This window comes from Spiribacter salilacus (assembly GCF_009649225.1).
GTDB lineage: Bacteria > Pseudomonadota > Gammaproteobacteria > Nitrococcales > Nitrococcaceae > Spiribacter > Spiribacter salilacus.
In genome coordinates this window covers 36814-63090 of sequence record NZ_WJPP01000004.1, presented here as the reverse complement: position 1 = coordinate 63090, position 26277 = coordinate 36814, and the positions used below count along the sequence as shown (strand labels likewise).

The 26277-nt window shown below is 54.2% G+C and carries 25 protein-coding genes; 14 read left to right on the top strand and 11 right to left on the bottom strand.

Features of this window, described 5'->3' with window-relative positions; all coding sequences use genetic code 11:
* Positions 1-6 precede the first annotated feature (6 nt).
* Genes mreC through lipB form a run of 9 tightly spaced genes read left to right on the top strand, consistent with a single transcriptional unit; the run spans position 7 to position 8178 of the window.
* A complete protein-coding gene (mreC, locus tag GH984_RS07820; protein WP_153719668.1) occupies positions 7-855 on the top strand; it encodes a rod shape-determining protein MreC in 849 nt (282 codons plus the stop codon).
* On the top strand, positions 848-1336 hold the full coding sequence (gene mreD / locus GH984_RS07815) for a rod shape-determining protein MreD (RefSeq protein ID WP_153719667.1): 489 nt from the start codon (positions 848-850) through the stop codon (positions 1334-1336). Before mreC ends, mreD begins: the two co-directional genes overlap by 8 nt.
* On the top strand, positions 1337-3190 hold the full coding sequence (gene mrdA / locus GH984_RS07810; protein WP_153719666.1) for a penicillin-binding protein 2: 1854 nt from the start codon (positions 1337-1339) through the stop codon (positions 3188-3190).
* Positions 3165-4301 (top strand): rod shape-determining protein RodA, encoded by a 1137-nt coding sequence (gene rodA, locus GH984_RS07805; RefSeq protein WP_153719665.1) that lies wholly within the window; start codon positions 3165-3167, stop codon positions 4299-4301. The genes mrdA and rodA overlap by 26 nt, the downstream gene beginning before the upstream one ends.
* Entirely contained in the window at positions 4298-5281 is a 984-nt protein-coding gene (gene mltB, locus GH984_RS07800; protein WP_253939176.1) for a lytic murein transglycosylase B, read from the top strand. Before rodA ends, mltB begins: the two co-directional genes overlap by 4 nt.
* Positions 5278-6090 (top strand): septal ring lytic transglycosylase RlpA family protein, encoded by an 813-nt coding sequence (locus GH984_RS07795; RefSeq protein WP_153719664.1) that lies wholly within the window; start codon positions 5278-5280, stop codon positions 6088-6090. Before mltB ends, GH984_RS07795 begins: the two co-directional genes overlap by 4 nt.
* On the top strand, positions 6087-7244 hold the full coding sequence (locus GH984_RS07790; protein ID WP_153719663.1) for a D-alanyl-D-alanine carboxypeptidase family protein: 1158 nt from the start codon (positions 6087-6089) through the stop codon (positions 7242-7244). Before GH984_RS07795 ends, GH984_RS07790 begins: the two co-directional genes overlap by 4 nt.
* Complete coding sequence (locus GH984_RS07785) at positions 7232-7510, top strand: YbeD family protein (protein ID WP_369692000.1); 279 nt, start codon at positions 7232-7234, stop codon at positions 7508-7510. The genes GH984_RS07790 and GH984_RS07785 overlap by 13 nt, the downstream gene beginning before the upstream one ends.
* Positions 7510-8178: a lipoyl(octanoyl) transferase LipB gene (lipB, locus tag GH984_RS07780; protein WP_439959285.1), complete on the top strand. Its 669-nt coding sequence runs from the start codon at positions 7510-7512 to the stop codon at positions 8176-8178. Before GH984_RS07785 ends, lipB begins: the two co-directional genes overlap by 1 nt.
* On the opposite strand, the gene murU is transcribed toward lipB, so the two are convergent.
* Positions 8106-8774, bottom strand: coding sequence for an N-acetylmuramate alpha-1-phosphate uridylyltransferase MurU (murU, locus tag GH984_RS07775; RefSeq protein WP_153719662.1), 669 nt, complete (start codon positions 8772-8774; stop codon positions 8106-8108). The two genes, lipB and murU, sit on opposite strands and share 73 nt — an antisense overlap.
* On the bottom strand, positions 8771-9673 hold the full coding sequence (locus GH984_RS07770) for an aminoglycoside phosphotransferase family protein (protein ID WP_153719661.1): 903 nt from the start codon (positions 9671-9673) through the stop codon (positions 8771-8773). Before GH984_RS07770 ends, murU begins: the two co-directional genes overlap by 4 nt.
* Positions 9674-9846: 173 nt before the next feature.
* Here GH984_RS07770 and GH984_RS07765 point away from each other — a divergent pair, with 173 nt between their 5' ends.
* From GH984_RS07765 to GH984_RS07745, 5 genes are read left to right on the top strand one after another with little or no spacing between them, the layout of a single operon-like run.
* Positions 9847-12087, top strand: coding sequence for an LPS-assembly protein LptD (locus tag GH984_RS07765; RefSeq protein WP_153719660.1), 2241 nt, complete (start codon positions 9847-9849; stop codon positions 12085-12087).
* Between the two features lie 18 nt (positions 12088-12105).
* Positions 12106-13383 carry a peptidylprolyl isomerase gene (locus tag GH984_RS07760; protein WP_153719659.1) on the top strand — a complete coding sequence of 426 codons (1278 nt, stop codon included), beginning with the start codon at positions 12106-12108 and terminating at the stop codon, positions 13381-13383.
* A complete protein-coding gene (pdxA, locus tag GH984_RS07755; RefSeq protein WP_153719658.1) occupies positions 13383-14351 on the top strand; it encodes a 4-hydroxythreonine-4-phosphate dehydrogenase PdxA in 969 nt (322 codons plus the stop codon). Before GH984_RS07760 ends, pdxA begins: the two co-directional genes overlap by 1 nt.
* Positions 14348-15148 (top strand): 16S rRNA (adenine(1518)-N(6)/adenine(1519)-N(6))-dimethyltransferase RsmA, encoded by an 801-nt coding sequence (gene rsmA / locus GH984_RS07750; protein WP_216643640.1) that lies wholly within the window; start codon positions 14348-14350, stop codon positions 15146-15148. The genes pdxA and rsmA overlap by 4 nt, the downstream gene beginning before the upstream one ends.
* Positions 15145-16002 carry a symmetrical bis(5'-nucleosyl)-tetraphosphatase gene (locus tag GH984_RS07745; protein ID WP_153719656.1) on the top strand — a complete coding sequence of 286 codons (858 nt, stop codon included), beginning with the start codon at positions 15145-15147 and terminating at the stop codon, positions 16000-16002. Before rsmA ends, GH984_RS07745 begins: the two co-directional genes overlap by 4 nt.
* Here the strand turns inward: GH984_RS07745 and GH984_RS07740 are convergent.
* Genes GH984_RS07740 through holA form a run of 9 tightly spaced genes read right to left on the bottom strand, consistent with a single transcriptional unit; the run spans position 15959 to position 26269 of the window.
* Positions 15959-16816: a carbon-nitrogen hydrolase family protein gene (locus GH984_RS07740; RefSeq protein ID WP_253939175.1), complete on the bottom strand. Its 858-nt coding sequence runs from the start codon at positions 16814-16816 to the stop codon at positions 15959-15961. The genes GH984_RS07745 and GH984_RS07740 overlap by 44 nt on opposite strands.
* On the bottom strand, positions 16806-20456 hold the full coding sequence (locus GH984_RS07735) for a YhdP family phospholipid transporter (protein WP_153719655.1): 3651 nt from the start codon (positions 20454-20456) through the stop codon (positions 16806-16808). The genes GH984_RS07740 and GH984_RS07735 overlap by 11 nt, the downstream gene beginning before the upstream one ends.
* Positions 20440-21906, bottom strand: coding sequence for a ribonuclease G (gene rng, locus GH984_RS07730; protein ID WP_369691998.1), 1467 nt, complete (start codon positions 21904-21906; stop codon positions 20440-20442). The genes GH984_RS07735 and rng overlap by 17 nt, the downstream gene beginning before the upstream one ends.
* Complete coding sequence (locus tag GH984_RS07725) at positions 21903-22505, bottom strand: Maf family protein (protein ID WP_153719653.1); 603 nt, start codon at positions 22503-22505, stop codon at positions 21903-21905. The genes rng and GH984_RS07725 overlap by 4 nt, the downstream gene beginning before the upstream one ends.
* A 20-nt stretch (positions 22506-22525) precedes the next feature.
* Positions 22526-22993 carry a 23S rRNA (pseudouridine(1915)-N(3))-methyltransferase RlmH gene (rlmH, locus tag GH984_RS07720; RefSeq protein WP_153719652.1) on the bottom strand — a complete coding sequence of 156 codons (468 nt, stop codon included), beginning with the start codon at positions 22991-22993 and terminating at the stop codon, positions 22526-22528.
* Positions 22994-23002: 9 nt separating this feature from the next.
* On the bottom strand, positions 23003-23320 hold the full coding sequence (rsfS, locus tag GH984_RS07715) for a ribosome silencing factor (RefSeq protein ID WP_153719651.1): 318 nt from the start codon (positions 23318-23320) through the stop codon (positions 23003-23005).
* Complete coding sequence (gene nadD / locus GH984_RS07710; protein ID WP_153719650.1) at positions 23317-23964, bottom strand: nicotinate-nucleotide adenylyltransferase; 648 nt, start codon at positions 23962-23964, stop codon at positions 23317-23319. The genes rsfS and nadD overlap by 4 nt, the downstream gene beginning before the upstream one ends.
* Positions 23961-25220, bottom strand: coding sequence for a glutamate-5-semialdehyde dehydrogenase (locus tag GH984_RS07705; RefSeq protein WP_153719649.1), 1260 nt, complete (start codon positions 25218-25220; stop codon positions 23961-23963). The genes nadD and GH984_RS07705 overlap by 4 nt, the downstream gene beginning before the upstream one ends.
* Positions 25217-26269, bottom strand: a complete 1053-nt coding sequence (gene holA / locus GH984_RS07700; protein ID WP_153719648.1) for a DNA polymerase III subunit delta — start codon at positions 26267-26269, stop codon at positions 25217-25219. The genes GH984_RS07705 and holA overlap by 4 nt, the downstream gene beginning before the upstream one ends.
* Between the last annotated feature and the right edge of the window lie 8 nt (positions 26270-26277).

The following is a 26277-nucleotide window of genomic DNA, read 5'->3' as shown; positions in this document are numbered from 1 at the left end:
CGGACATTGTCCGGAGGTTCACCCGCTATCAAGCCCTTATTTATACATGGCCCCTCCACCACAGCGCGCTTGCTGTTATTGGCGCTGGTTTCCCTCACATTGATGACGGTGGATCATCGGTTGGATTTATTTGAACCGGGTCGACAGGCGCTTTCAGCGTTGGTGCATCCGGTGAGGGTCATTGCCAGCTTGCCCGCCACTTTAACCGAGCGTATGGATGAAAATCTGGCGTCTCGGCGCGCCTTAATTGCCGAAAATCAGCGCCTCAAAGATCGTCAACAAATTTTTCAGGCGCGGTTGCAAAGATTTGATGCGCTTGAAGTTGAGAATATTCGGCTACGCCGGTTGCTGGATTCGTCTTATGAAATCGAAAGACCGGTGCTGATTGCCGAGTTATTTCGCATTGACCTCGACCCGTTCAGTCATCTGATTGAAATTGACAAAGGATCGAGACAAGGCGTTTACGTTGGACAACCCGTTATTGACGAAAGCGGCATCATTGGCCAAGTCGATAAAATTGGGCCACTGAGCGCTACCGTTCGCCTTATTAGTGACCCAAGCCATGCCACGCCCGTCCAAGTGAATCGCAATGGATTGAGGGGCATTGCTGTTGGCACAGGGGCAATCGATCAGCTCACCATTCAAAGTCTGCCTCGCAACGCTGATATTAAGGTGGGCGACCTCGTTGTGACTTCCGGGCTGGGTGGGCGTTTTCCAAGTGGTTATCCGGTTGGCAAAGTGCGCCGCATCAGCCATGAAACCGGACAGCCCTTCCTGACTATTGAGCTCGCCCCACTTGCTGCATTAGACCGCGCACGCCAGGTATTGCTCATTGGAGATACACCCGATGAGTGAAGCGCGCCATCGCGGCGGCTGGGTCATTTTTGTGACCGTTTTATTGGCCCTGATTCTCACGATCATGCCACTGCCGGAAATCATTTCTCCATGGCGGCCAGAGTGGACTGCGCTAGTATTAATCTACTGGGCGCTGGCGCTGCCTAACCGAGTAGGCGTGGGCATTGCCTGGTGTGTCGGCATTTTACAAGATGTTCTGCAGGCCACCGTGCTCGGCGCGCATGGGCTTATTTTTGCGCTGATTGTTTACTTGACTATTCAGCTTTATCAGCGCATGCGGCTGGTACCCATTTGGCAACAAATGATCACCGTGTTTGTATTACTACTCATTAATCGCATGCTGTTATTGTGGATTCGCGGTGTAATGGGCAGTGCCGATGTGGGTTGGCAATTTTGGACACCGGCAATCACCAGCACGCTCATTTGGCCTTTAATCTTTTTGCTGCTGCGCGCCGTACGCCGACGTTTTCAGGTGCAATAGATGAAACTCGATTTCCTGCGTAACTTTGCGGAGGAGCGCCGGTGGGTACAAGGGCGCATTATTCTAGTGATCTGCTTGGCATTGGTTGTTGCCGCGGTATTAGTGGGCCGTATGGCCACATTGCAACTGGTTGAATATGATCGGTATTCGGCTCGCTCGCAGGACAATCGAATTCGCCTTGCACCCATTGACCCGCCGCGCGGCATTATTACTGACCGCCGGGGTCAAGTGTTAGCGGAAAATCGGCCTGCCTTTAACCTCATCATTGTTCCAGAGCAGGTTAACGACATCGATAACTTGCTCCAGCAACTCGGCGGTATTGTTGAATTAACCCCAAAAGATTTAGAAAGATTTCATCAAGCGCGAGCCAACAGTCGGTCGTTTCAGGAAGTGACGCTCAAATTCGACTTAACGGACATCGAAGTCGCGCGATTAGCCAATGACCGACACCGCTTTCCGGGCGTCGAAGTTCAACCCCATTTAACTCGGCACTACCCGTTTGGCGCCTCGGCTAGCCATGTGATCGGCTATGTCAGTCGAATTAACGAAGAAGAACTCCGCGATAGCGATCGCACGCGCTATCGCAATGCCAGCATTGTGGGGAAAACGGGCATCGAAAAAGCTTACGAAGATCGCCTACACGGGCGTTTAGGCATTGCTCAAATTGAAACCAATGCCACCGGACGTCCATTACAAGTCTTGCATCAGGATCTTCCTCAATCGGGCGAAGACATCCAGCTCACGTTGGACATGGAATTGCAACAAGCCGCGGAAGCGGCGCTAGAAAATTGGCGTGGTGCCATTATTGCGCTTGAGCCGCAGACTGGTGCTGTTCTAGCACTGGCAAGTCAGCCGGTCTTTAACCCCAACCAGATGGTTAGCGGACTCGACCAAGCAACTTTTCAAGCGCTGGCAAACGCACCGGGTCAGCCCCTTTTCAATCGAGCGGTCAGTGGCCGCTACCCACCCGGCTCGGTGACTAAACCGTTCCTTGGGCTGGCAGGCCTTGCCACAGAAAACATGGGCATCAATGAAACCCTCAATTGCACAGGCACCTACAACCTACCCAACGTATCTCGTACGTGGCGAGACTGGCGCCCCGGCGGGCATGGGCGTATTGGTTTTACCCAATCCGTTGCGCAATCCTGCGATATCTACTTTTATGAACTTGCGCATCGCATGGGCATCGATCTGATGCATGAGTGGATGACCCAATTTGGCTTTGGGCAAGCAACCGGCGTTGATCTTCCCAGCGAACGACCCGGCATCATGCCGTCTACCGAGTGGAAACAAAGTCGATTAGGCGAAGTCTGGTTTCCGGGTGAAACACTCAATGTCGGCATTGGCCAAGGGTTTATGCTGAGTACTCCCGTCCAGCTGGCGGCTGCCGCCTCGATGATGGCTAATCGCGGCCGGCCCATCCAACCGCATCTGCTGCTATCTGATGATGCTGCGCCGCCTACCCCACAACTTGAACCCTTAACTCTTGAGGATGAACGCCTTTGGCAACTGGCAATTGATTCGATGGTGGAGACCGTACACGGCAGACTCGGCACAGCACGCGCAATCGGCGCAGATTTACCTTATGAGATTGCCGGCAAAACGGGAACATCGCAGGTCATTGGGCTTGGCCCAGATGAAGAATATGATGAAGACGCAATTGCCGAACAATTTCGCGATCACGCGGTGTTTATTGCCTTTGCGCCTGCCGACGATCCACGCATTGCCGTGGCCGTGCTCGTAGAAAACGGGGGCAGCGGCAGTTCAACCGCAGCACCCATGGCCGCCAGTGTGATTGATACTTGGCTTACTCACTTGGAGGAAACGAATGAGCTTAGCCTCCAGCCCAATTAACCAAACCGCGCGCGCTGCCTCTACGCATTTAATCCAGCGAGTGCTACACCTAGATATGCTCTTGCTGACCCTACTGGCGCTGTTGGCTGGTATCGGTGTGGTAGTGCTTTACAGCGCATTTGGCGGCGAAATCGAACCCGTTAAGGGGCATATTATTCGGGTTGGGCTTGGCCTTGTCATTATGACGGTTTTTGCGCAAATCCCCCCAGCGCGATTAGCACCTTGGGCACCCGTGCTGTTTGGCATTATCCTCGTTTTTTTAATTGCGGTACTGGTGATGGGCCAATTCGGCGGCGGCGCTCGGCGCTGGCTGGATCTTGGCATTGTTCAATTTCAGCCCTCAGAAATCATGAAGCTTGCCCTGCCCCTGATGATGGCCTGGTTTTTAGCCCGTACACCGATTCCACCCACTTTTCGCATAACGGCTGCTGGATTACTGCTCATTGCCATCCCGGTCGGTTTAATTGGCTTACAACCCGATTTAGGTACTGCTTTAGTGGTTGGGGCTGCGGGTGCAAGCGTGCTATTTCTGGCTGGGCTTCGCTGGCGGTATTTGCTACTGCTATTTGGGCTCATTGCAGCCATCGCACCTGTTTTTTGGGTTTTTGGCATGCAGGCCTATCAGCGCGCACGGGTTTTAACCTTTCTTGATCCTAACCGAGATCCATTAGGTGCCGGATACAACATCATTCAATCGCAAATTGCCATTGGCTCAGGCGGGCTCTTTGGCAAAGGCTGGCTAAATGGCACACAGGCGCATCTCGATTTTATTCCCGAGCGGCATACAGACTTCGTGTTTTCCGTATTTGCTGAGGAATTTGGCTTTTTAGGGGTGATTGCCTTAATGACCCTCTATCTGGCCATTATCTGCCGCGGCTTATGGATTGCGTATCAAGCGCAGGATAATTTCTCACGCCTACTCGCAGGCGGCATTACGATGACATTTTTAGTTTACTGCTTTGTCAATATGGGTATGGTTTCTGGCGTACTGCCGGTTGTGGGCTTGCCACTGCCGTTAATTAGCTATGGCGGCTCATCAATAGTGACGCTGATGGCCGGGTTCGGTATTCTCATGGCTATTCATTCTCACCGCCGGATGTGGTCCACTTGAACACGCACTATCGCCTGTTTATTACCCCGCTACTCTTGTTCTGGTTTGCAACAGCCATTGCTCAACCTGATGACACCGAGGCCATCCAAGCATTCGCTACAGAAATGCAAAAACGGCACGGCATGGAATCTAGTCAAATTGAGGCGTTACTGCTTAAAGATGCGGAGTATCGTCAGGATATTATCGATGCAATAACACGGCCTGCCGAGGCCCTGCCATGGCATCGATATCGTGAGATATTCGTCACGCAAGAGCGCATTGAAAAGGGTGTTGATTTTTATCAAACGCATCAAGACATCTTATCGCGCGCGCAGGCAGAATTTGGCGTGCCCCCAGAGATCATCACCGCGGTAATTGGGGTTGAGACTTTTTACGGGCGCTATCGTGGGCGCTATCGCGTTATTGATGCGCTCAGAACCCTCGGCTTTTCTTATCCGTCTCGCCAAGATTTTTTTCAGCGCGAATTAGAGGCGTTTTTGTTACTCAGCGCCGAAGAAGGCTTTAACCCGGCAGAGCCCAAGGGCTCATATGCCGGTGCGATGGGCGTATCGCAGTTTATCAGCAGCAGTTACCGTGCTTATGCCGTTGATTTCAGTAAAAGTGGACAACGAGATTTATTTTCTGACATGGCAGATGCCATTGGCAGCGTTGCAAATTACTTTGCCGAACACCGCTGGCAGGCGGGTGAAAGCGTGGCATTACCAGCTCGCGTTGAAGGGGATGCGTGGCAAACGTTACTGATGCCCGGTCTTCAGAAGCCCCAACATACCGTGGCTGACTTACGTGGGGCAGGCGTAATTTTTGATAAAATGCTGGCCGATGAGCTCGCCGTCAGGCTGCTTGAGCTAGAGGGAGAAAGCAAATCGGAATATTGGGTAACATTTGAAAACTTCTACACCATTACCCGGTATAATCACAGTCCACTTTATGCGATGGCAGTTTTCCAGCTTGCCGAGGCAATTAAAGAGGCCAGTCAATGAGTAATCGTCATTTCATCAAGGGAATCCCCTTTTTTGCGGCATTGCTGATTGTTGGGTGTAGCACCCCCGGCCCAGAACTCGGCCGCGCAGTGGGCGATGGACCCGGCAGCCACATTGCAGACCCCAGCGCCATTCCAGATGCTGTTCCTCAGGTTGCGGCACGCTCCCGTTACGGTAACCCCCGTGAGTATGAGGTGTTTGGCAAAGTTTACCGCGTAATGGATAGCGCTGAGGGCCATCGAGAGCGTGGCACCGCCTCTTGGTACGGCAAAAATTTTCATGGCGAGCGTACTTCAAGTGGCGAGGCCTACGATATGTACGCGATGACCGCGGCGCACAAGCATCTGCCCCTGCCAACTTGGGTTGAGGTTAGACACCTTGAAACCGGGCAGCGAATCGTCGTGAAAGTGAATGACCGTGGACCATTCGTGGGTGATCGCATTATTGACTTATCCTATGCCGCGGCAGCTAAGCTCGGCATGATGGAAAAAGGCACTGCCCCAGTGGAAATTCGTGCGCTCTCACCCGAAACCACGGCAACCGCCGATGAACCCTCAAATGAGGTTTACTATCTACAGCTGGCTGCCTTCGGTAGCGCCAATAACGCCGCTGAACTACAGCAACAACTAACCCGCGCAGGGCTCTCCGCACCCGCTGTGGTAGAAAGCGGTGCTGATGGTTTGCATCGGGTTCGCTTAGGGCCACTACACGGTGTGGCCGCTGTGGATAAGGTAACCAATGAACTGGCCGGCTCACGCTTTGGCATGGGCCATGTTGTTGTCTCCAACGAATCAGGAACTCGTCCATGACCTTGCGCCGCTTAACCCAAACAATGCTCGGTGTTGTATTGCTGACTTTGGTCAGCTTATCGGCCACGGCGCAAACCCAAAGCATCCCCATTCCGGCGCCACCAAGCCTTGCCTCAGATTCCTATATCTTGATGGACTTTGGCTCTGGTGAATTACTGGTTGACCAAAACAGCAACGACCCGCGCGACCCTGCCAGTCTGACTAAGATCATGACGGCGTTTGTGGTCTTTAGTGAGCTGGCTGCTGGTAACCTCAACCTCAACGATGAGGTGCTTATCAGCGAAAAGGCCTGGCGGGCAACCGGCTCGCGCATGTTCATCGAGGTGGGCGATCGAGTCTCGGTCGAAAATCTACTGCGCGGCATGATCATTCAATCCGGCAACGATGCCAGTGTTGCACTCGCTGAGCATATTGCCGGTACTGAAGAAACCTTTGCAGCCGTCATGAATCAGTATGCAGCCGAGCTTGGCATGACGCAGACCAATTACACAAATGCGGCTGGGCTGCCATCTCCCGATCATTACTCGTCTGCAGCAGATACTGCCATTTTGGTTCGAGCGCTTATTCAGCGTTTTCCTGAATACTACGAACTATACTCAGAGCGCGTATTCACTTGGAACGAAATTGAGCAATTCAACCGCAATCGAATGCTCTGGAGAGACCCCAGCGTTGATGGGGTGAAAACTGGCTATACCGAGGCGGCGGGATACTGCCTGGCAACCTCGGCTGAGCGTGAAGGTATGCGTCTAATATCGGTAGTCATGGCCGCTGATAGCCCCAATGACCGTATTGAACAGTCGCAGGCCTTGCTCAACTATGGCTACCGATTCTTTGAAAGTCATACCCTTTATGCGGCCGGACAACCCGTTGAGCAGGCCCGGGTTTGGAAAGGCGTTACAGAGTTGGTCGATTTAGGCGTCGAGACAGATATCAACGTCCTCATCCCCACCCGCAGTTACGACAACCTCAATGCCAGTATCGAGGTAAATTCATCCATTGAAGCGCCCGTTGCGGCAGGCCAGGCCCTTGGTCGCTTGCGGGTCACGCTAGATGATGAGGTACTCGTAGAAACAGATGTGATTGCGCTTCAGGCCATTGAGCAAGCCGGTATTATCAAGCGCGCCATTGATGGTGTTCTGCAGTGGATGGAATAGACAGCAGCAACGCCTCACCGATCGATTTCCCATGCCGCTACCCCGTTAAAGCGATGGGCAGAGCCGATGCGAACATCGAGCAAACGGTTTGGCGCATTGTAAGCCGGCATGCGCCGAATACCGACACAAAGGATGTTCAAGTACGGCCCAGTCGCAACGGCCGTTTTCTATCGGTCACCGTTACGATTATTGCAGAAAGCCGCACTCAGCTTGATGAGATGTACGCAGAGCTCCAATCTCATCAGGCGATACTCGCCGCGCTGTGATAGACCCACCGCGCATTCATGTCAGGGCGCTGGGGCAGGTCGATTATGCGCCAACCTGGCAGGCAATGCGCCGGTTCACCGATGAGCGAGACGACACCACACCCGATGAAATCTGGTGGCTTGAGCATTCGCGTGTTTTCACGCTTGGTCAAGCGGGCCGCAGTGAGCATGTGCTAGCCCCAGGCGATATCCCCGTTATTAAAACGGATCGCGGTGGTCAAGTTACCTACCACGGCCCAGGGCAAGTAGTGATCTACCCCCTATTGCAGCTCAAACGTTATCGGCTTGGGGCCCGAGCATTCGTTACTTTACTCGAGCATACGGTTGTAGATTGGCTTGCTAACTTTGGTATCGCGGCGGCTCCGCGTGCCGACGCGCCGGGCGTGTACGTGGGTGATGCAAAAATTGCCGCCCTGGGTCTGCGGATTCGTCGCGGCTGCAGCTACCATGGCTTAGCAGTCAATATCGATATGGATCTCGAGCCGTTTACTCGCATCAACCCCTGCGGTTATCCGGATATGGCGGTTATTGATTTAGCGAGTCTTAATGTCCAGAAAACGCCTAAACAGGCAGCAACCGAACTCGTGAGCCTGCTTCAAACTAAGCTAAGCGATGCATCTAAAGCTGCTAATCGGGCAGGCGTACCCACATCACACCAACGCCCCTGATGCAGAACACCCGCCAACTGCGCTTTCTCAGCGGCCTCGCGCAGCAAGGGGCCTAACGGCTTCACCCCACCAGACTGACCATCAAAAAAACTCGGGTGAAAGTAACCCAACCCCGCATACGTCACACGCTGACCCGCGCCTGAATTTTTTAATCGCCCCTGCTCAATCACAAAATCGCCCTGCGGGTGATGGGGTGGGTTATCGACCACCGCAAGGCTTGCAGACCTTGCGGTGGGCATCGGCAACTGTCGTAAATCAAAATCGCTCCAGACATCACCGTTCACCAACCAAAAGGGCGCATCACCCAACAAAGGCAGTGCTCGCATTACCCCACCTGCCGTCTCCAATGCTTGCTCACCCTCATCGGAAATCACGATATCCATGCCATCCCAATCGATCGCGTTCAAATGAGATCGGACTTTTTCACCCAGCCAGGCGATATTAATCACAACCTGCTGGCAGCCAGCGGCTTTTAGGCGCTGCAAATGCCATTCGAGCAAGGTCTTACCCCCTGCCATCAACAAAGGCTTTGGACAGTGATCGGATAATGGCCGCATTCGCTCTCCACGGCCTGCCGCTAAAATCATGGCGTTCATGGCAACTCGGCGAGCAGTTCGGCAAACGCTTCGAGCGCTGGGTCTGCCTGTAGCTCGCGGTTTAGGTAATTAAAAAATCGAGGCGCATCGTCTAGATAATGCGGCTTACCATCGCGATAGCATAACCGAGCAAATATCCCCAACACCTTAAAATGCCGCTGCACGCCCATCACATCTACCGCCTGCGGCAAGTTGGGCGGCAGAGTAACGCCCATGGACGCACAGCGCTGAGCGTAATAATCCAAATAAGTTTGTTCATCCGCTTCAGAAAAACTCCAAAAGGCATCTCGCAACAGGCTGAGCACATCATAGGTGACGGGTCCGATGCAGGCGTCTTGAAAGTCAATCACGCCCGGCATCGGTTCGCTAATCAATAGATTCCGGCTCATAAAGTCTCGATGCACGTAGGCCTGAGGCTGTTTTGCCAGCAATTCCAATAATTTATTGCATGCCATACTCCAGCGCTCAAACCATGCATCGTTTGGCTCATGCTGCTGTGCATGACGCACATACCAATTGGGGAAAAGATCTAATTCGCTGCGCATTTTCGCGGCATCGAATACCTCCAAGCCCTCAGGTTGGGATATCACCTGCCATTGCACTAATGCATTTAATGCCGCTTTGATCAGCTCATCTGGCGATCGATCACCACTCAAAAATACATCAAGGAAGCTTTTAGAGCCCAGATCTTCCAGCAATATCAAGCCTTTGCGAAGATCAACGGCATACACCTGCGGCACGTGCAGGCCCGCCTCAATCATTAACTGACCCACTTTTAGATAGGCCCGGCAAGATTCAATTTGATCGGGTGCATCCATAACCACCCGCGTCTCCTGCCCCGACATAAGTAACCGATAATATCGGCGCGCTCCGGCATCACCGGTCATTGGTTGAATCATGGGGTTTTCAAAGCCCAGCGAATTTAACCAATCTATAATTACAGATTCTCTATTTATCGTGGATAATTGACTCAATTTTGATTGCCTACTGCCCCTGACGCGGACCTTAGGTTACCCTTTCATCTGCGAACGATCTGCCCCACGAGCAAAATCAGGTCAGAACATTGAAACGAATGACAATAAAACAGCTTTTCATCGTACTTGTGCTCATTGCACTTGCCAGCCCTGCCACAGCCCAACAAAGTGGGCGATGGGCCCTTTGCGGCGCCCCTCTGCTGCCACCGGTTGATGGCAACCCGGCTGAACGTGATGCCCCCGATACACCCATCGTAGCTACGGCGGATCGTAGTGAATTCTCCAACGAGCCTCCGGTTTATCAGCTTATCGGTAATGCTCAGTTGCAGCGGGCGGATCAATCAATTCGCAGTGAGCAACTCACATATAACCGAGACACCACTCGGGTGGATGCTACAGGGAATGTGTCTTTACTTGAGACGGACCTTTTGATTGCCGGTGAGCGCGCTAGCTATTGGCTGGATGATGATCGAGGACGATTTGAAGAAGTTTCGGAATATCGAATCAATATTGGTCACATGCAAGGCACCGCTGATGCCGTAGTACGCGAGGATGTCATGCGAACGCGTTACGAGCGGCTTACGCTAAGCACCTGCAATCCCGATGCAGAAATCTGGCAAATGAGCGCGGCACGCGCGAGTATTGATAATGAAACTCGGCAAGGACAGGCATGGAATACCGTTATTTCATTGTATGACGTGCCGGTGTTTTATACGCCGTATTTGCGCTTTCCCGTGGGTAGCGAGCGGATGACTGGCTTTTTGGCACCCACCCTCGCTGATTCCACCGAAAATGGTTTAACCCTTGCGCTGCCGTGGTACTGGAATATCGCACCCAACCGCGACGCCACCATTACACCAATTTGGTATGCCGACCGTGGCGCACTGCTCGATGGCGAGTTTCGCTATTTAGAAGAAACGCTTGAGGGTGAAATTAGTGGCGGTTACCTACCGTCTGACGATATCTACGGAGATGACCGCTGGGCGATTAATCAGTCACATCGGCTCAGCATCGGTAGCAGTATTCGCGGCAACCTCAATCAGCGCCGCGTTAGTGATGTGGCTTTTAGTAATGACTTTGGCGATAACGTGGACTATCGGGCCTCACGGTTTCTCTTAAGCGATGCGTCCTTATCTTGGTCCGATTATGGATTCTCTTCTTCAATTGACGCGCAATCTTGGCAACAAGTCGATAATCGAATTAGTGAATTTAACCAACCTTACGCGCGCGTCCCCCGCATTCGCTTTGGGTACGATCCAACGCAGGATACAGGGCTGTTGGACTACACCTTTAATGCCGAAATCACAGAGTTTGATCATCCAGATTCCTCACGCGTTCAAGGCAGGCGCATTGATATGACGCCTCGGCTTTCGCTGCCCTGGCGAACGCTTGGCTATTATGTTGAGCCCGCTTTGGCGTGGCGCTACACCGCCTATGATTTAACCGGGACTGAGCCCGGTGCTGATGGCTCACCCACCCGATCTATGCCCGTCTATACCGTTGACTCGGGCATGTTTTTTGAGCGTCAGGCCAACTCATTTGCAGGGGTTTATCAAACGCTTGAACCCCGTGTTTTCTTTCGTGGCGCGCCCACCGAAGATCAAGAAGACCTGCCAAACTTTGACACCGGTGGTTCTGGAATCAGCTTTAGCCGGCTGTTTCGCGATAATGCCTTCAGCGGCCCTGACCGCGTAGAAGATGGTGATCGCCTTAGCGTTGGCGCCACCACACGATATCTCGATGAGGGCACCGGAGAGGAGTATCTTCGCTTTTCGGGTGGGCAAATTTTTTATCTATCCGATCGAACAACGGCGGCCGATGGCGAACCCGAGCGTGACGAATCAGAGGTTGTCCTTGAGCTCACGTTAAACCTCCCGCAGGGCTTTAGCGCGGAGGCCGACTACCGCTGGGACCCAGAGGATAGCGGTAATACCGGGCTGCGTACGCTGTTACGCTGGCAAGGTACCCACACTCAGGTCGTCAACGTGGCGCTAAGGCAGAGAGACGTTGACGGTGAGCGTGTACTGGATCAAGGTGAGCTAAGTTTTGCCACTCCAATCAATGCGCACTGGCGCGTATTTGGCGGCATCACACAAGATTTTATTGATGACGAGGTCCGTCAGCGATTCTTTGGCATTCAACAAGATGGCTGTTGCTATGCCGTACGCTTAGTCCAGCGTGAGCAAATAGAGCGAAACCCATTTTCTAGTGGCGCTGATTTAGGCAAAGAAATCATGCTGGAAATTGAGCTCAAAGGGCTTGCTGGCTTTGGCGATAGCGTTGTTGGCTTCTTGCGTAATGAAATTGATGGCTATGGCCCCAATTCATTTGGTTATTGATTTGATGGGAGAGGGTTCATGCGACGAGCAGTTTTAGCGGCGTGGCTGCTAGTCTTTAGTGCTTTATCCGCACAGGCCGAAGAGGTCTTGCTGGAGCGCATCGTGGCAGTGGTCAACGACACGGTCATTCTGTCTTCAGAACTCGAAGCCGAACAGGTTGCCGTGCGTCTAGAGCTACAAGAGCGTGGCGTTCAAATGCCACCCGATGACGAACTGCGTCGACAGGTTCTCGAGCGGCTCATCACGCAGCAGCTGCAGCTCAATCAAGCCGAGCGACTGGGTATTCAGGTTGATAGTACAACGCTAGATGCCGCCGTGCGCCGCGTTGCAGAAAACAACAACCTGAGCCTAACCGGACTGCGTGATGCGCTGGCCACTGAAGGTTTAAACATGGCCGAGTTTCGCGAGCAAATTCGTCGCGAAATTGTGATTAGTCGCTTACGTCAACAAGTCATGTCCCAACGTATTGATGTAACAGAGCAAGAAATTGAGCAGTTTATGGAACGCTCAGGCGGGCGCGGCGATGAGCTACGGCTTGGGCAAATTCTAATTGGTGTGCCCGAAGCGGCATCCGCCGATACAATTGATGAGGCGCGCGCGCGTGCAGAATCGATCCGCGAGCAATTGCTCGATGGTGCCGATTTCTCCAGCCTGGCTGCTGCAGAGTCCGATGCTAGCAATGCACTCAACGGTGGAGACCTTGGCTGGCGTCTTGCCTCGCAACTTCCGTCTGCCATTAACGAGGCCCTGAGTGGGCTGGAGGCAGGCGATATCAGCCCGGTTATACGCACACCCAGTGGGTTTCAGATTCTGCGGATCAGCGATAAACGGGATGGCGACTTGCGCATTGTTGAGCAAACCAAAGCCCGGCATATCCTGATCTCGCCTGACGAAATTGTGACTAATACCGATGCTCGGCTTCGCGCTGAAAGTCTGCATCTTCGCATTGCTAACGGTGCTGACTTTGCCGAGCTTGCCCGTGCCAACTCTGACGATGTTGGTAGCGCCAGTAACGGCGGTGAGCTTGGCTGGTTTGACCCTGCCAGCATGTTGCCTGAGTTTGCTGATGAAGTAACCCGACTATCACCTGGTGAGCTCAGCGAGCCTTTCCGAACCAGCGCGGGCTGGCATATTGTAGAGGTGCTCGATCGCCGAGAAGTCGACGCAAGCGAGAGCATGGCGCGCGAAGAAGCCGCCGAATCGGTACGGCGCAGCAAAGAAGAAGAGGAAACCGAGCTTTGGCTGCGTGAGCTTCGCGAAGAAGCTTATGTCGAGATTCGACTCGATACGCTGTAATGCCGACTCGCCCCTGCATTGCCGTCACCCCGGGTGAGCCCGCAGGGATTGGGCCTGAGCTGCTTAAAGACCTAGCACCGCGGTACCCTAACGTGCGGCTTGTGGCCATTGCAGACCCTCAAGTTCTTAGGCAAGCCGGCTGCCCTAGTGTGCCCTTTGCTTCGATAGACCCGCTGCCCGCGCCAGGCACGCTGGAGTGTTTGCCCGTGCAGGTAGCTAAGCCCGTTATACCGGGCACCTTAAACCCGGCCAATGCCGCGTATGTGCTTGAAACCTTACGCATTGCGGCTGAGGGCTGCCTGAATGGCCAATTTAGCGCCATGGTCACCGGCCCTGTGCATAAGGGCGTCATTAACGATGCCGGCATTCCTTTCACAGGGCACACCGAATACCTAGCGAATCTGACTGCCGCCCCCCTACCCGTGATGATGCTTGCGGCCGGCCAGCTACGCGTTGCCCTACTAACCACCCATGTCCCCCTTCGCAAAGTGGCAGATCTGGTTACTGCAGAGCGTCTGGAGCGCATCCTAAGAATCTTGGCTGCCGATTTGACTGATCGTTATGCCATCCTGCATCCCACAATTTTGGTGGCGGGCCTCAACCCGCATGCCGGCGAGCAAGGTCATCTGGGTGATGAGGAGCAAAACATCATTACTCCTGTGCTTGATAAACTCCGAGCGGAGGGAATGAACCTTATCGGACCACTACCCGCCGATACACTATTTACACCACCGCATTTAGCAACGGCAGATGCTGTATTGGCGATGTATCACGATCAAGGGTTGCCTGTACTCAAGCATGTCGGGTTTGGGCATGCTGTTAACATCACGCTGGGTTTACCGATTATTCGAACTTCCGTTGACCATGGCACAGCACTTGATCTGGCCGGATCAGGCCAAGCAAGCGCAGGCAGCTTAATAGCCGCTATTGAAGAGGCCATTCGGCTAACAGGATGTCTGCGTCCATGAGTCATCGCGCACGCCGTCGATTTGGTCAAAATTTTCTTTCCGACCCCAGCATCATTCAGCAAATGGCGATGGTCATTCAGCCACAACCCGGCCAGCCGTTTCTTGAGATTGGGCCTGGCGAAGGGGCGCTAACCCGTCCGTTATTAGATGCTGGTGTCAAGCTGAGCGCCATTGAAATTGACCGGGATCTGGCCGCGCGGCTAAAAACATGGCCAGAGGCCGCCACTGGGCAATTGGTGGTCACCACTGACGATGCTCTACAACATCCTATCGCAACGCTTACCGAACTTGATGCCGCCCACCCCCTGCGCATTGTCGGCAATCTGCCTTACAACCTTTCAACACCGTTGCTGTTCCATCTAACTGAATCGTTAGACAACGTGGCCGATTTGCATCTGCTATTACAAAAAGAAGTGGTCGATCGCATGGCCGCAGAACCGGGCAGTGGCATTTATGGTCGGCTATCGGTGATGCTGCAATATCGCTGCCAGGTGCGGCCTGTTCTGTCGGTACCCCCTGAGGCGTTTCGGCCAGCGCCGCAAGTGCACTCAACCTTTGTACGACTGCTGCCACTCAAAGCGCCACCCCTAGCCGGCGTGCCCCCCGATGCCTTGGCCGAGGTGGTAAAACAAGCCTTTGGCCAGCGCAGAAAGACCTTACGCAACGCATTAACCGGCATTCTAACTGCTGAACAAATCTCAGCCAGCGGAATTGATCCCAGCATACGTGCTGAGCAAATTGATCCCGTTGGCTTTGGTCAGCTCGCGATTATGCGAGCCGCGGTAAAAGAGATATGACCCGCTATCACTACATTGTGGGCGACGTGCATGCCTGTCTCGAGCCACTGCAAGCGCTTTTAAACACCGTCCAGTTTGACCCGGCCTTTGATCGGCTCTGGCTAACCGGCGATTTGATTGGACGCGGACCGCAGCCGTTAGAAACGCTGACCTTCATTGAGCAGCTTGGAGATGCTGCCAACGCGGTGCTCGGCAATCATGACCTCAACGCCATTGCGGTTGCTGAGGGGCTCGCACCACGGCGCCCTGACGACGAACTCGACTCACTGTTGCAAGCCCCACAGGGGCCGAAATTACTGACTTGGTTGCGTCATCGCCCGTTACTGCTTCGCCTGCCCAAGCTGCCTTACACCATCATCCATGCAGGAATGCCCCCCATTTGGGATCTTGATGAGACAACTCGGCGGGCCCAGCAGGCGGAAAATCGGCTGCAAGGGCCAGACTACCGCACCGCGCTTAAAGTGCTCTACGGCAACAGCCCCGATACTTGGAGTGATACACATACGGCCGATGAGCAATTACGTTTCATCGTTAATGCTTTAACGCGCATGCGCTATTGCAGCCAAGATGGGCGATTACTACTAAAAGCCAAAGGCGCGCCTGAAATGGCGCCTGCCGACCATTACCCTTGGTACGCCGCACCCGGCAATCATCTCAACCCAGAGCAAACAACCATTGTCACCGGGCATTGGTCAACGCTTGGTTTTCGTGAGGGCCCGGGCTATATCGCACTGGACACCGGCTGTCTGTGGGGTGGTTGTTTGAGTCTGCTTCGCATCGATGCCAAAACGCCTAAGGCACCACCTCAGGTTATTCAGCATTCATGTCCGCAATACCAATCCGTGCATGACTAAGTGCTGGAAATTGCTGGCGCACAGCCTGCTGCTCAGCAAGGTCAATCTTTGCCGTTATGACACCGGCGCCTGTATCGGTTTGGCAAGCCAGCACGCGTCCCCATGGGTCAATCATCATACTGTGCCCATAGGTTGCCCGACCACTGGCATGCACTCCGCCCTGGTTGGGCGCAACGACATGGCTTAAGTTCTCAACCGCTCTGGCCTTCAATAACGCAGACCAATGCGCAGCCCCCGTTGTTGCCGTAAATGCGGAAGGCACTAACAAAAGCTCTGCGCCACGCTGGGTTAACTGCCGGTAGAGCTCAGGAAAGCGTAGGTCATAACAAATGCTCAGCCCCAGCTGCGCGAAGGGTGTATCCACGGTGACGACGGCATTACCCGCGGTAAAGGTTGCCGACTCTTTATACCCCTCCTGATCGCCCACCTGTACATCAAACAAATGTAATTTGTCATAGCGCGCCATACACCGGCCATCTGGCCCATAAACCAAGGATGATGAAAAAATTTTATCGGTTTCAGTGCTTGAAAGCGGCACACTGCCCCCCACTAGCACCAAGCCATGGGCAAGGGCCTGAGCCGCTAGAAACTGCTGGATCTGACCGGCCCCATCGGGCGGCTCAGCAACCCCTCTAACGGCCCCTTCATAACGGCCCATAAACGCAAAATTCTCAGGCAAAACCACCAGCTTTGCGCCGGCATCAGCCGCTTGAGCGATCAAATCGGTGGCTATCGTTAAGTTGGTATCAACCTGATCGCCAGAGACCATTTGCACCGCTGCTGCAATAAAACCCTCGTGCGCCCTATCCCTCATTCTGCTCGCTCTCCATTACCCCGTCGCTATCGAGTAAATCGAACTCCGGCTCTGCCCAAGGGCCCTGAATGGCATATTCAATACGCGTTAAACGAGAAATACCGGGTTCCAACATGCCTTGTGTTAAAAACAATAACGCGGCCGCGGCAGGGCCGCCAGCAAGCCCACCTAACAACGCAAAGGTTGAAGAAACACGCGGAACCACCACAACCTGCTGATCATATTCACGCCGTACTAGGTCGTTGGTTCCTGTTAGCGTTAAATCCAGCGATGGCCCACCCAACTGAAATTGCTCGGTGCTCAGAATGCCCTGATCGATCTGCCAGCTACCGGCTAACTGATCGAACCGTAAACCCGCACCCACCACATCGTCAAAATCCAGCCCAAGCCGACGGGGAAGAACCGACAGACTGAATAGTCCAATTGCTCGCCCTGGCCCAGGCTCAACCGCTGGCAATGAACCACCTGCAAGATCAAGACTTAACTGTCCGGCTAATGAGGGGAGGTCAGGGGCCCATAAGCGACCGGCCCACGAGACCTCACCAGCGGCATCGCCTTGACCCTTGCTCAGCACAGGCCCAAAGCCCATCTGCTGGAGAAAACCACCTGCATCCTCGGTTGCCAGCGTAAATTCAACTTCGCTGCTTGCCCTGTCTTCTTGCAAGGTTTCAACTAATTGGGCGGATAAATCATGGATACCGCCACGCAATGTTAGCTGACCTTGGCTCCCACCCCCCATCGGCTCGAGCGTTAAATCAAGCGCACCCATTGATCCCTCGGCAATGCGCAGCTCATCAATAGTCAAATCTAGATTCGGCAATGGCGAAAGGCTTTCGGGTTGGTCTTGTGCTGCTCTTTTCGGCGGCGATATCGTGGGCTGTGCCTCTGCGTTTATCCTTGCAAAACGCGCAATAACTCTCGGCAACCCATCCACCTGCCGATACCGCACAGAGCCATCGATATCACCGCTAAGCTCTGCAAAAAAATCCTCACTGTTTCCTTGGGCGCGCAGGCGGAACGGCCCAGACTGCCAACGCCCCACTCGCAACGTATCAACCGCAACCGCTAATTCTTGCAGCGGCATCGGAATTAATGTCTCTGTCTGCTCTGCCTCAGAGTTGGCTTGGTGGCTACCCAACAGTCCTAAATCAGCCGCACGTAGGCTTGAAATCTGCCCTCCTATCGTGGTGCCTTGAGCCTCAGGCAAAGCAAGTGATGAGTCGATACGATCGTCATCAAACGCACCAAAATGAACAGCAGCACGTCGTTGTCCGTTCGCTTTACGATTAAGGAGAACCTGTAGTTGATCAGCAACTTTCAGCGAAATATCTTGATCACCAGAGCGCTGTAACCGCAATGTATAAACGGTGGGCTTGGTTGCGCCCGCTGTTTTAGACAGCCCCAGCGGCAAATCTAACGCAATACCCTCAAGTGGCGATGCGATGCGCATTTGCATTGCCGTTGCCCGCTCGGCGCGTGGCACTGAAAAACCCGGCAACACCCAATCTGCCTGCCATTGGGCAGTGCCATTGGCACGATCTGCCAGCATTGCCATACCCGGTAACTGATCAAGACTCAGATCGCCCTGCGCGGTAATTTCCATGACCGCAGCGTCTCCCTCACCGCGCGTGCTGGCCTGACTGGTTACCTTTGCATCGTCTATCTGGCCGCTCAGCTCATCCCAGGCCACCCCGTCTTGGTCAAAACTCAGCTCGCCGGCAATATCGTCAACCTGTAACGCAGGTCGACTCAACGCAAGCCCACCGTCAGTAAAACGCAATCGCCCATCAACTTGCATCGGTTGGCGTTGAAAAGGGAAAAAAAGCGCTAAATCCAGGGTCGGTTCGCCGTCTAACACAACCTGATCTAACCACTTAGCCGATGGCAAAAGAGGGGCCGTTTTGACCACATCAAGCATCGCAGCCGCGGGACCATTGAATGATAAATCAACATTAAGCTGCGGGCGCCAAAGATCCGAAATACGGCCCGTTGCTTCCTTGAGCGCTATGCCATCAATTTGCCCCTCTGACGCGGCTATTTGCAGCTGCCGCCCCAAAAAAGTCAGCTCCGCACTGGTATTTTCAAAGGCTGGCCACTCACGATTGAAACGAAAGGTCAGATCGTCTGCTGCCAGGCGCAACGTAAACTCACCCTGCCCTTGGTCAAAGGGGAAATCCTGCATCGAACCCTCTAAACGCATTGATGCGCGAGTCATAACTCCATCAACCAAAGCTCGATTCAACCAATCGACCAAACGCGGATCCATAATCGAAGCCGGTAAATGCTGTCGCACCATTGCCATCTGAGCCGCTTTGGCATCGGCCTGCAGATCTACGTAGACACCGCTTGCACTGTTGGCAAACTCAATATGTCCGTCGATTGATGCCTGCGTGCCTTCCACACGCGCAGCAAGCTCGTCAAAATACAAACTCTGTTGGGCGGGATCTTGCCCATCACTTTGTAAACGAACACCGCCATTAACCTGATCCACCGCTAAGGGGCCTTTGAGAAAAGCGGCATACTCAAGACTGAGCGCAACGTCGTTTAGCTGGGTTGTGGCATACCAGTGGCTTGCATCGTGGTACGCCCATTCAAGTTCACTAAAGTCACCGCTCACAAAAGCCGGTTGTTCAACTTGCGCATTCAGCAGCTCACCCAATGCACCGACAGTGCCTTGTTCGATACGCCCAATGACTGGCGCATCACTTGTTTTCTGCCCAAGAACAATCGGGCTCAGCGCATGGGTTGTTCCATCCTGCCCTTGCAGGCGCTCTGGCCAAATCGCCGCTCGCCAACCCGAGCGCTCACGCAACCAGCGTAAAGAAACCGCGCCACTGTCTAACCCACCACCCAGTAACCCTAGCTGATCTCCTGCCACCTCAGCGGTTGCTGTCTGCACGCCTGCTTCGTCCAGCGTAAGCCAAACTTGGCCATCCAGCCGAGATTGCGGATTCAGCCCCTCAAACAACGGCGCAAGTTCAATCTGCTCAAAGCGAATCAATGCTCGCCCCACCGCTTCCTTAATGGACAGCACCGCCTGTAGGCGCTGCGACTCGGTGCGACTATCCAATGCAAATCGCCACTCCCCATCGCGCTGCTGGCGCCAGCGCAGCGCCGCGTTAGCAAACACTTGCTCAACACCCAAAATTTGATCTTTAACAACAACCTGACTATCAGTGAGTAACAACCGATTGACTGGCAGGGTACGCAGCCGAGGCTCCACACCACCAGACCTTAGGCCGGACACTGACCAGCGGCCTGCTTTATTCCGGTCTATCTCAATCTGCAGCCCCTGCACGGCTAAGGCATGCAGCTGCCAATCTTTCGCGCGAAAAGAATCCCAGGGCGCAAGACTGACCGTTACTTGTTCAACTTCAATCTGCTCTGATCCAATACCCGCGCTAACGCCCATCAGCGTTAAACTAGGGCGAAGACCGCTAAGGGTGGCATCTATCTGATCAACTTCAAGGGGCACGCCTAGCTGTTCACTGAGCCTTTGCTCAATGCGCTCACCCAGGTTGGGCGCGGCCACTAAAAAAAAACGCACCGCGCTAAGGCTAACGGCAGCAACAATCAACAACCCGATGAATAGCCATAAGACGCCGGCACGAACACGCTCGGCGTTACATGAGAACAACATCAAATTGCTCCGGGGTATAAAGCGGCTCGGCCTGAAATTGAACGGGACGACCAATAAACTGCTCCAGCTCGGCAAAGCTGTCGCTTTCCTCGTCCATTGCCAAATCAACCACTTCTTGGGCGGCTAAGACCAGCAATCGCTCCACATCAAACTGTCTGACTTCACGCAAAATCTCGCGTGCTATCTCATAAACGACCGTCTCGGGGCTTTTTAAATAGCCCCGCCCTGCGCATACCGAACAGGTATCACATAGCAAATGCTGCAAAGACTCCCGCGTGCGCTGTCGGGTAATTTCTACCAAGCCTAGGGCCGAGACACCGCTAATACGCGTGCGTGCTGGATCCCGCTCAAGCCCTTTCTCAAGGGCCCGCAATACTTGCCGCTGATGCTCGCTATCTTCCATGTCGATAAAATCGACAATAATAATGCCGCCAAGATTTCGCAGCCGCAGTTGGCGCACAATCGCTTGCGCCGCCTCAAGGTTGGTTTTAAAGATCGTTTCTTCTAAGTTTCGATGCCCAACATACCCCCCCGTATTCACATCAACCGTGGTCATCGCTTCGGTTTGATCGATCACCACATAGCCGCCGGATTTTAAAGACACACGTCGCTGCAGGGCACGCTGAATTTCATCCTCAACACCATACAAATCAAATAATGGCCGCTCTCCCGGGTAATAAACCAACCGTGATCCGGTTTCCGGGAGAAAGGATCGGCAAAACGCATCGGCCCGCGCATGATTTTCGGCTGAGTCTATGCGCACATGCTCAATATCTTCGCCGGGTAGATCGCGCAAAATGCGCAAGAGTAGGGGCAGGTCTTCATGCACCAGCGTACCGGGCTGGGCATCCACTGCGCGCTTGGCAATTGCAGACCACACCCGCGCTAAAAACGCCCAATCGCGCGCCAATTCAGGCTCAGAAACACCCTCTGCGGCTGTCCGCATAATGACGCCATGATCGGGGTGCTGCGTTAAGAACTGCTCAGCAAACTGCTTTAACCGCTCGCGCTCATCTTCGGCCTCAATCCGCCCTGAAATACCGACCACCGGGTTATTGGCCAAAAAAACAAGATGCCGAGAAGGGATACTAATTTGGGTGGTGAGCCGCGCGCCTTTACTTCCCATCGGGTCTTTTATAACTTTAACCAAAACGCGCTGCTGTTCTTTAAGCAACTGCTGAATAGGCAGCGTCTGCCGGGGTTTACTGTCAAAAAGCCCCTCAGCCGCTGCGATATCTGAGGCGTGCAAAAATGCCGTTCTTGATAAGCCGATATCCACGAAAGCTGCCTGCATACCGGGCAACACGCGCGAGACTTCTCCCAAATAGATATTGCCCACTAAACCTCGGCGACGTGCCCGCTCAATATAGACCTCTTGCAGGCTACCGTTATCGACTAACGCAACCCGCGTTTCACGCGGCGTCACATTGATCAGCAGTTCTTGGCTCACTGCCCGATTGGCCAATGAGACTGATAATCAATCTCAAATTCAGATAACAAGTCGTGCGTTTCAAACAAGGGCAAACCCATCACCCCGGTGTAGCTGCCTTCTAACTGCTCAGCAAACACACCGCCAAGGCCCTGAATGGCATACCCACCGGCCTTACCAAGAGGCTCACCCGTCTCCCAATAACGCACCGCCTCTGCATGCTCGATGGGGCGAAACTGCACATAACTGATCGACAAACGCGTTGATTCTCGATCGCCATCCACCAGCGCAACGCCGGTTAATACACGATGGCTGCGACCCGATAAGCGCTCGAGCATGGCGAGCCCCTCGGCTTTATCTTTGGGCTTACCGAGCAGTGACTCATCCACGGCTACCACGGTATCTGCGCCCAAAACCGGCGCATACTGACCCTTTGGACGTGCGGCAAGCCCTGCACGCGCCTTTTCTAGCGCTAAGCGAATGGCGAACACCTCGGGAGCCTCATCCTCATTCGGTTGTTCATCGATATCTTGCGCCAACACATGAAAACGCACGCCAATACGCTCTAGCAGTGACTTTCTGCGAGGCGATGCCGAAGCAAGAAAAAGATCTATATCCATAAAATACAGACTCCTCAGGGTCAGTCTCGATGATAGGGGTGGCCATCCAGTAAGGTAAAGGCCCGATAGAGTTGCTCGGCCAAAACAACCCGCACCAACAAATGGGGCAGAGTGAGCGCAGATAATGACCAAGTATGCACTGCTTGCGCTCGACAGCGATCGGCAAGGCCATCAGCACCTCCCACTAAAAAAGCGACATCGCCACCGCCTTGCATAAATCCTTCAAGGCGCCCAGCCAGATCGCGTGTGGTCCACGCCGCGCCGCGTTCATCCAACGCGATGATGCGAGCAGAGCCGGCCGCGGCAAGTAACGCGTCGGCCTCCTGTTCACGGGCTCGTTCCACATCACCACTGCGCCGTGCCGCACCCGGTGCGATCTCTACCAGCTCTAAGGGTAAATGACGTGGCATACGGCTTGCGAACTCATCAAACCCTGCCTGAACCCAACGTGGCGGCCGTCGGCCCACCGTAATAATCTTGAGGCGCATCAGTTTTTCTCACTCAACGCCCCAGATGCGCTCCAAGCGATAAAAATCTCGCACATCCTCAAGCATGATGTGAACCACGACATCGCCCAAATCAACCAATACCCACTCGTTGGTCTCCAGCCCCTCGACGCCGAGCGGCTTAAAACCTGCCTTTGTACTGGCGTCTACCACTTCATTTGCAATAGAGCGGACATGCCGCCTTGAATTCCCGGTAGCAAATGCCATGGCATCGGTAATTGCCGTTTGCTCATGCACGTCAATAACCTGCACCGCTTCTGCCTTCATATCCGTGAGTGCTTCTTCTACAACCGCTTGGAGTTTTTTCATGTACTTACCTGTGGATACCCATATTCGCCGCTACCTGCCAGCTCATTCCAAACAACATCCGGCATGAGCCCGCGCGCTGAGCGCCCTTGGGCGAACAACTGACGAATGCTGGTTGCAGAAATTTCCAGTCGCGCTACCGGTTGCCGATACACCCGACCAGCCGGCTCAGCACGCAAAACCGATGCAGACTGCACCGCATACCTTGCTACCCAGTCGTTAAGCGCTGCCGGCATGCCGCCGCCATGCCCTGCACGGGTCAAAATGACCAAATGCGCATACTGCGTTAGCGATGTCCATTGATGCCAACTCATTAGATGGCAGAACGCATCACTGCCCAATGCAAAGCAAATGGGCTCGGTTGGTCCAACCTCATCACGAATCGCGCGCAACGTATCGACAGTATATGACGGGCCAATACGATCAAGCTCTCGTCCATCCACAACAAGGCCAGGAATATCCGCCACCGCCATCTGCAAAAGCTGCCGGCGGCGGGCTGGTGTTAAACGGGGCTGGGGGCGATGCGGTGGGAGCCGACCGGGCACCAAACGGACCTCTGTTAGCGACAACGCCTCGAGCAACTCAATGGCGGGGCGCAGATGACCAAAGTGTACGGGATCAAAAGTGCCACCAAGCAATCCAATCATTGGCGAATATGTCCATCGCCCAACACAATATATTTCCTTGTGGTTAGACCCTCTAATCCAACCGGCCCGCGGGCATGTAGCTTATCGGTGCTAATGCCAATTTCTGCGCCCAAACCGTACTCTGCGCCATCCGCAAATCGCGTTGACGCATTCACCATCACCGAGCTGGAGTCGACAGCACGCAGGAAGCGCTGCGAGCGCTGGTAATCGTTGGTCACAATCGCATCGGTGTGTCCAGAGCCATGCTGCTCGATATGCGCCATCGCCGCATCAAGCCCATCAACAACGCGAATGGATAGGATGGGGGCTAGGTATTCCGTATCCCAATCCTCTTCAGTGGCCGGCGCCACCGTGGGGCTAATGGCCACCGTTTGCGAACAACCACGCAATTCGACACCGGCCGCGCTCATCCGCTCGACGATTTGCGGTAAGAATGTTTTGGCAACGGCTGTATCGACCAATAAGGTTTCTAGGGTATTACAGGTGCCATAGCGCTGAGTTTTCGCATTCATCACGATGCGCTCGGCCATATCCAGATCTGCACCGGCATCGATGTAACAGTGACACACTCCATCAAGGTGTTTAATGACCGGCACGGTGGCCTGCTCACTGATTCGCTTAATCAGCCCTTTGCCGCCACGCGGCACCAAAACATCAACATACTCTGACAGGGTAATCAGGGCCCCCACCGCTTCACGATCTGCCGTTTGCACCACTTGCACGGCCTCTGCAGGCAAACCGGCCGTTGCCAACGCCTGATTGATGCACTTAGCAATCGCCTGATTGGATTGCAAAGACTCTGAGCCCCCTCGCAAAATACAAGCATTGCCGGCTTTAAGGCAGAGCCCTGCGGCATCTGCCGTCACGTTTGGGCGGGATTCGTAAATGATCGCGACAACGCCCAAGGGCACCCGCATTTGCCCTACACGAATACCTGAGGGCATCGGCTTTAAAGCGGTAATTTCACCAATGGGGTCTGGCAGTGAAGCAATTTGCTCTAGCCCGGCAGCCATCGCCTCAATTCGCTCCGAATTGAGTGTGAGCCGATCAAGTAGTGCGGCATCCAGCCCGGCTTGCTGCCCTGCAGCCAAATCCTTCTGATTGGCCTGCATCAGCGTTTCCGCCGAACGGCGCAGCTCCGCTGCCATTGCTAGAAGGGCTTTATCGCGATGTTGCCCCTCGCTGGTTGCCAGCACTCGACCGGCGGCTCGTGCACGAACGCCGAGTTGTTCTACTTCGCGTTGAATATCACTCATGCCTGATTCCTGTTTGCTACCGCCATACCCGCCATACGGGCTGCATCTGTGCTTAATTCTAGCAGTTCATCCCACGCGCTTCCGGGCTGAGCGCCTTTAACGATTCGATCGACCGCCGCCGCGCGGGCCAAAAGCGTCTGCCAACGACCGGCTGAACCGCCCTGTGCCAACGCTTGCATTCGGCTTTCACGATTTCGCCACACCCGATGCCGCCGCAGTACCGCGGCCATATCACCGCGTTGCGCGAAGGTTGCTTGCAAATCTGCAAGCACTCGCAGCTCACGCGCCACACCCCATAATACTAAAACCGCCTCTTCCCCTTCGGCCCGCAGCCGCTCAACAATGCGTTGCGCCCGCAGCACATCTCCTTGAATAACAGCCTCTGGCAAATCAAATATGGCATATCGGGCACTATCCGCAACGGCTTCGCGCACGGCCTCTAAGCCCAGCGCCGTTTGCTCTGCTTGGTCGCCAGCCAGTAACAATAGCTTGTCAATTTCCTGCGCAAGGGCCAGTAAATTGCCTTCATTGCGTTCGGCCAGCAACCTGGCTGCCGCAGGCTCTAATTTTAAGCCGCGCTCGCGAGCTCGGTTCGCAACCCACTGATCAAGCTGATCGCGCCGCAACTTAGCTGCCTGCACCATTACACCCTGCTCGCTGAGCGCTTTTACCCAGGATGCGCGGCGCTGCGCTGGCTCAAGCCGACCACAAATCACCAGCAATAGCGTGTCTTGCATGGGGCGTTCTGCGAGTTCTTTTAGCACCGCAGCACCCTCTTTGCCGGGGCGGGCGGTTGGCAAACGCAACTCAAGTAATCGCTGATCGCTAAATAAAGACAAGCTGTTGGCCGCATGCGTGAGTCGCTGCCAATCAAAACCGGTTTCGACATGAAAGACTTCTCTGCCGGTAAAACCGGCAGCTCGCGCTTGCGCACGAATCAGATCCAGTGACTCTTCAATTAATAGTGGCTCTTCACCCGCTACCAAATAGGCAGCCGACAAACCTCGCTCTAGGGCGCGTGGTAGTTGCTCTGGGCGAAGCTCAGCCATACAGCGCG

Excerpts from the sequence above, each read along its gene's own strand:
- mreD (WP_153719667.1), top strand. The coding sequence starts at position 848 with ATGAGTGAAGCGCGCCATCGCGGCGGCTGGGTCATTTTTGTGACCGTT.
- mrdA (WP_153719666.1), top strand. The coding sequence starts at position 1,337 with ATGAAACTCGATTTCCTGCGTAACTTTGCGGAGGAGCGCCGGTGGGTA.
- rodA (WP_153719665.1), top strand. The coding sequence starts at position 3,165 with ATGAGCTTAGCCTCCAGCCCAATTAACCAAACCGCGCGCGCTGCCTCT.
- GH984_RS07795 (WP_153719664.1), top strand. The coding sequence starts at position 5,278 with ATGAGTAATCGTCATTTCATCAAGGGAATCCCCTTTTTTGCGGCATTG.
- GH984_RS07790 (WP_153719663.1), top strand. The coding sequence starts at position 6,087 with ATGACCTTGCGCCGCTTAACCCAAACAATGCTCGGTGTTGTATTGCTG.
- murU (WP_153719662.1), bottom strand. The coding sequence starts at position 8,774 with ATGAACGCCATGATTTTAGCGGCAGGCCGTGGAGAGCGAATGCGGCCA.
- GH984_RS07770 (WP_153719661.1), bottom strand. The coding sequence starts at position 9,673 with ATGATTCAACCAATGACCGGTGATGCCGGAGCGCGCCGATATTATCGG.
- GH984_RS07765 (WP_153719660.1), top strand. The coding sequence starts at position 9,847 with ATGACAATAAAACAGCTTTTCATCGTACTTGTGCTCATTGCACTTGCC.
- GH984_RS07760 (WP_153719659.1), top strand. The coding sequence starts at position 12,106 with ATGCGACGAGCAGTTTTAGCGGCGTGGCTGCTAGTCTTTAGTGCTTTA.
- pdxA (WP_153719658.1), top strand. The coding sequence starts at position 13,383 with ATGCCGACTCGCCCCTGCATTGCCGTCACCCCGGGTGAGCCCGCAGGG.
- rsmA (WP_216643640.1), top strand. The coding sequence starts at position 14,348 with ATGAGTCATCGCGCACGCCGTCGATTTGGTCAAAATTTTCTTTCCGAC.
- GH984_RS07745 (WP_153719656.1), top strand. The coding sequence starts at position 15,145 with ATGACCCGCTATCACTACATTGTGGGCGACGTGCATGCCTGTCTCGAG.
- GH984_RS07740 (WP_253939175.1), bottom strand. The coding sequence starts at position 16,816 with ATGAGGGATAGGGCGCACGAGGGTTTTATTGCAGCAGCGGTGCAAATG.
- GH984_RS07735 (WP_153719655.1), bottom strand. The coding sequence starts at position 20,456 with ATGTTGTTCTCATGTAACGCCGAGCGTGTTCGTGCCGGCGTCTTATGG.
- GH984_RS07725 (WP_153719653.1), bottom strand. The coding sequence starts at position 22,505 with ATGGATATAGATCTTTTTCTTGCTTCGGCATCGCCTCGCAGAAAGTCA.
- rlmH (WP_153719652.1), bottom strand. The coding sequence starts at position 22,993 with ATGCGCCTCAAGATTATTACGGTGGGCCGACGGCCGCCACGTTGGGTT.
- rsfS (WP_153719651.1), bottom strand. The coding sequence starts at position 23,320 with ATGAAAAAACTCCAAGCGGTTGTAGAAGAAGCACTCACGGATATGAAG.
- nadD (WP_153719650.1), bottom strand. The coding sequence starts at position 23,964 with ATGATTGGATTGCTTGGTGGCACTTTTGATCCCGTACACTTTGGTCAT.
- GH984_RS07705 (WP_153719649.1), bottom strand. The coding sequence starts at position 25,220 with ATGAGTGATATTCAACGCGAAGTAGAACAACTCGGCGTTCGTGCACGA.
- holA (WP_153719648.1), bottom strand. The coding sequence starts at position 26,269 with ATGGCTGAGCTTCGCCCAGAGCAACTACCACGCGCCCTAGAGCGAGGT.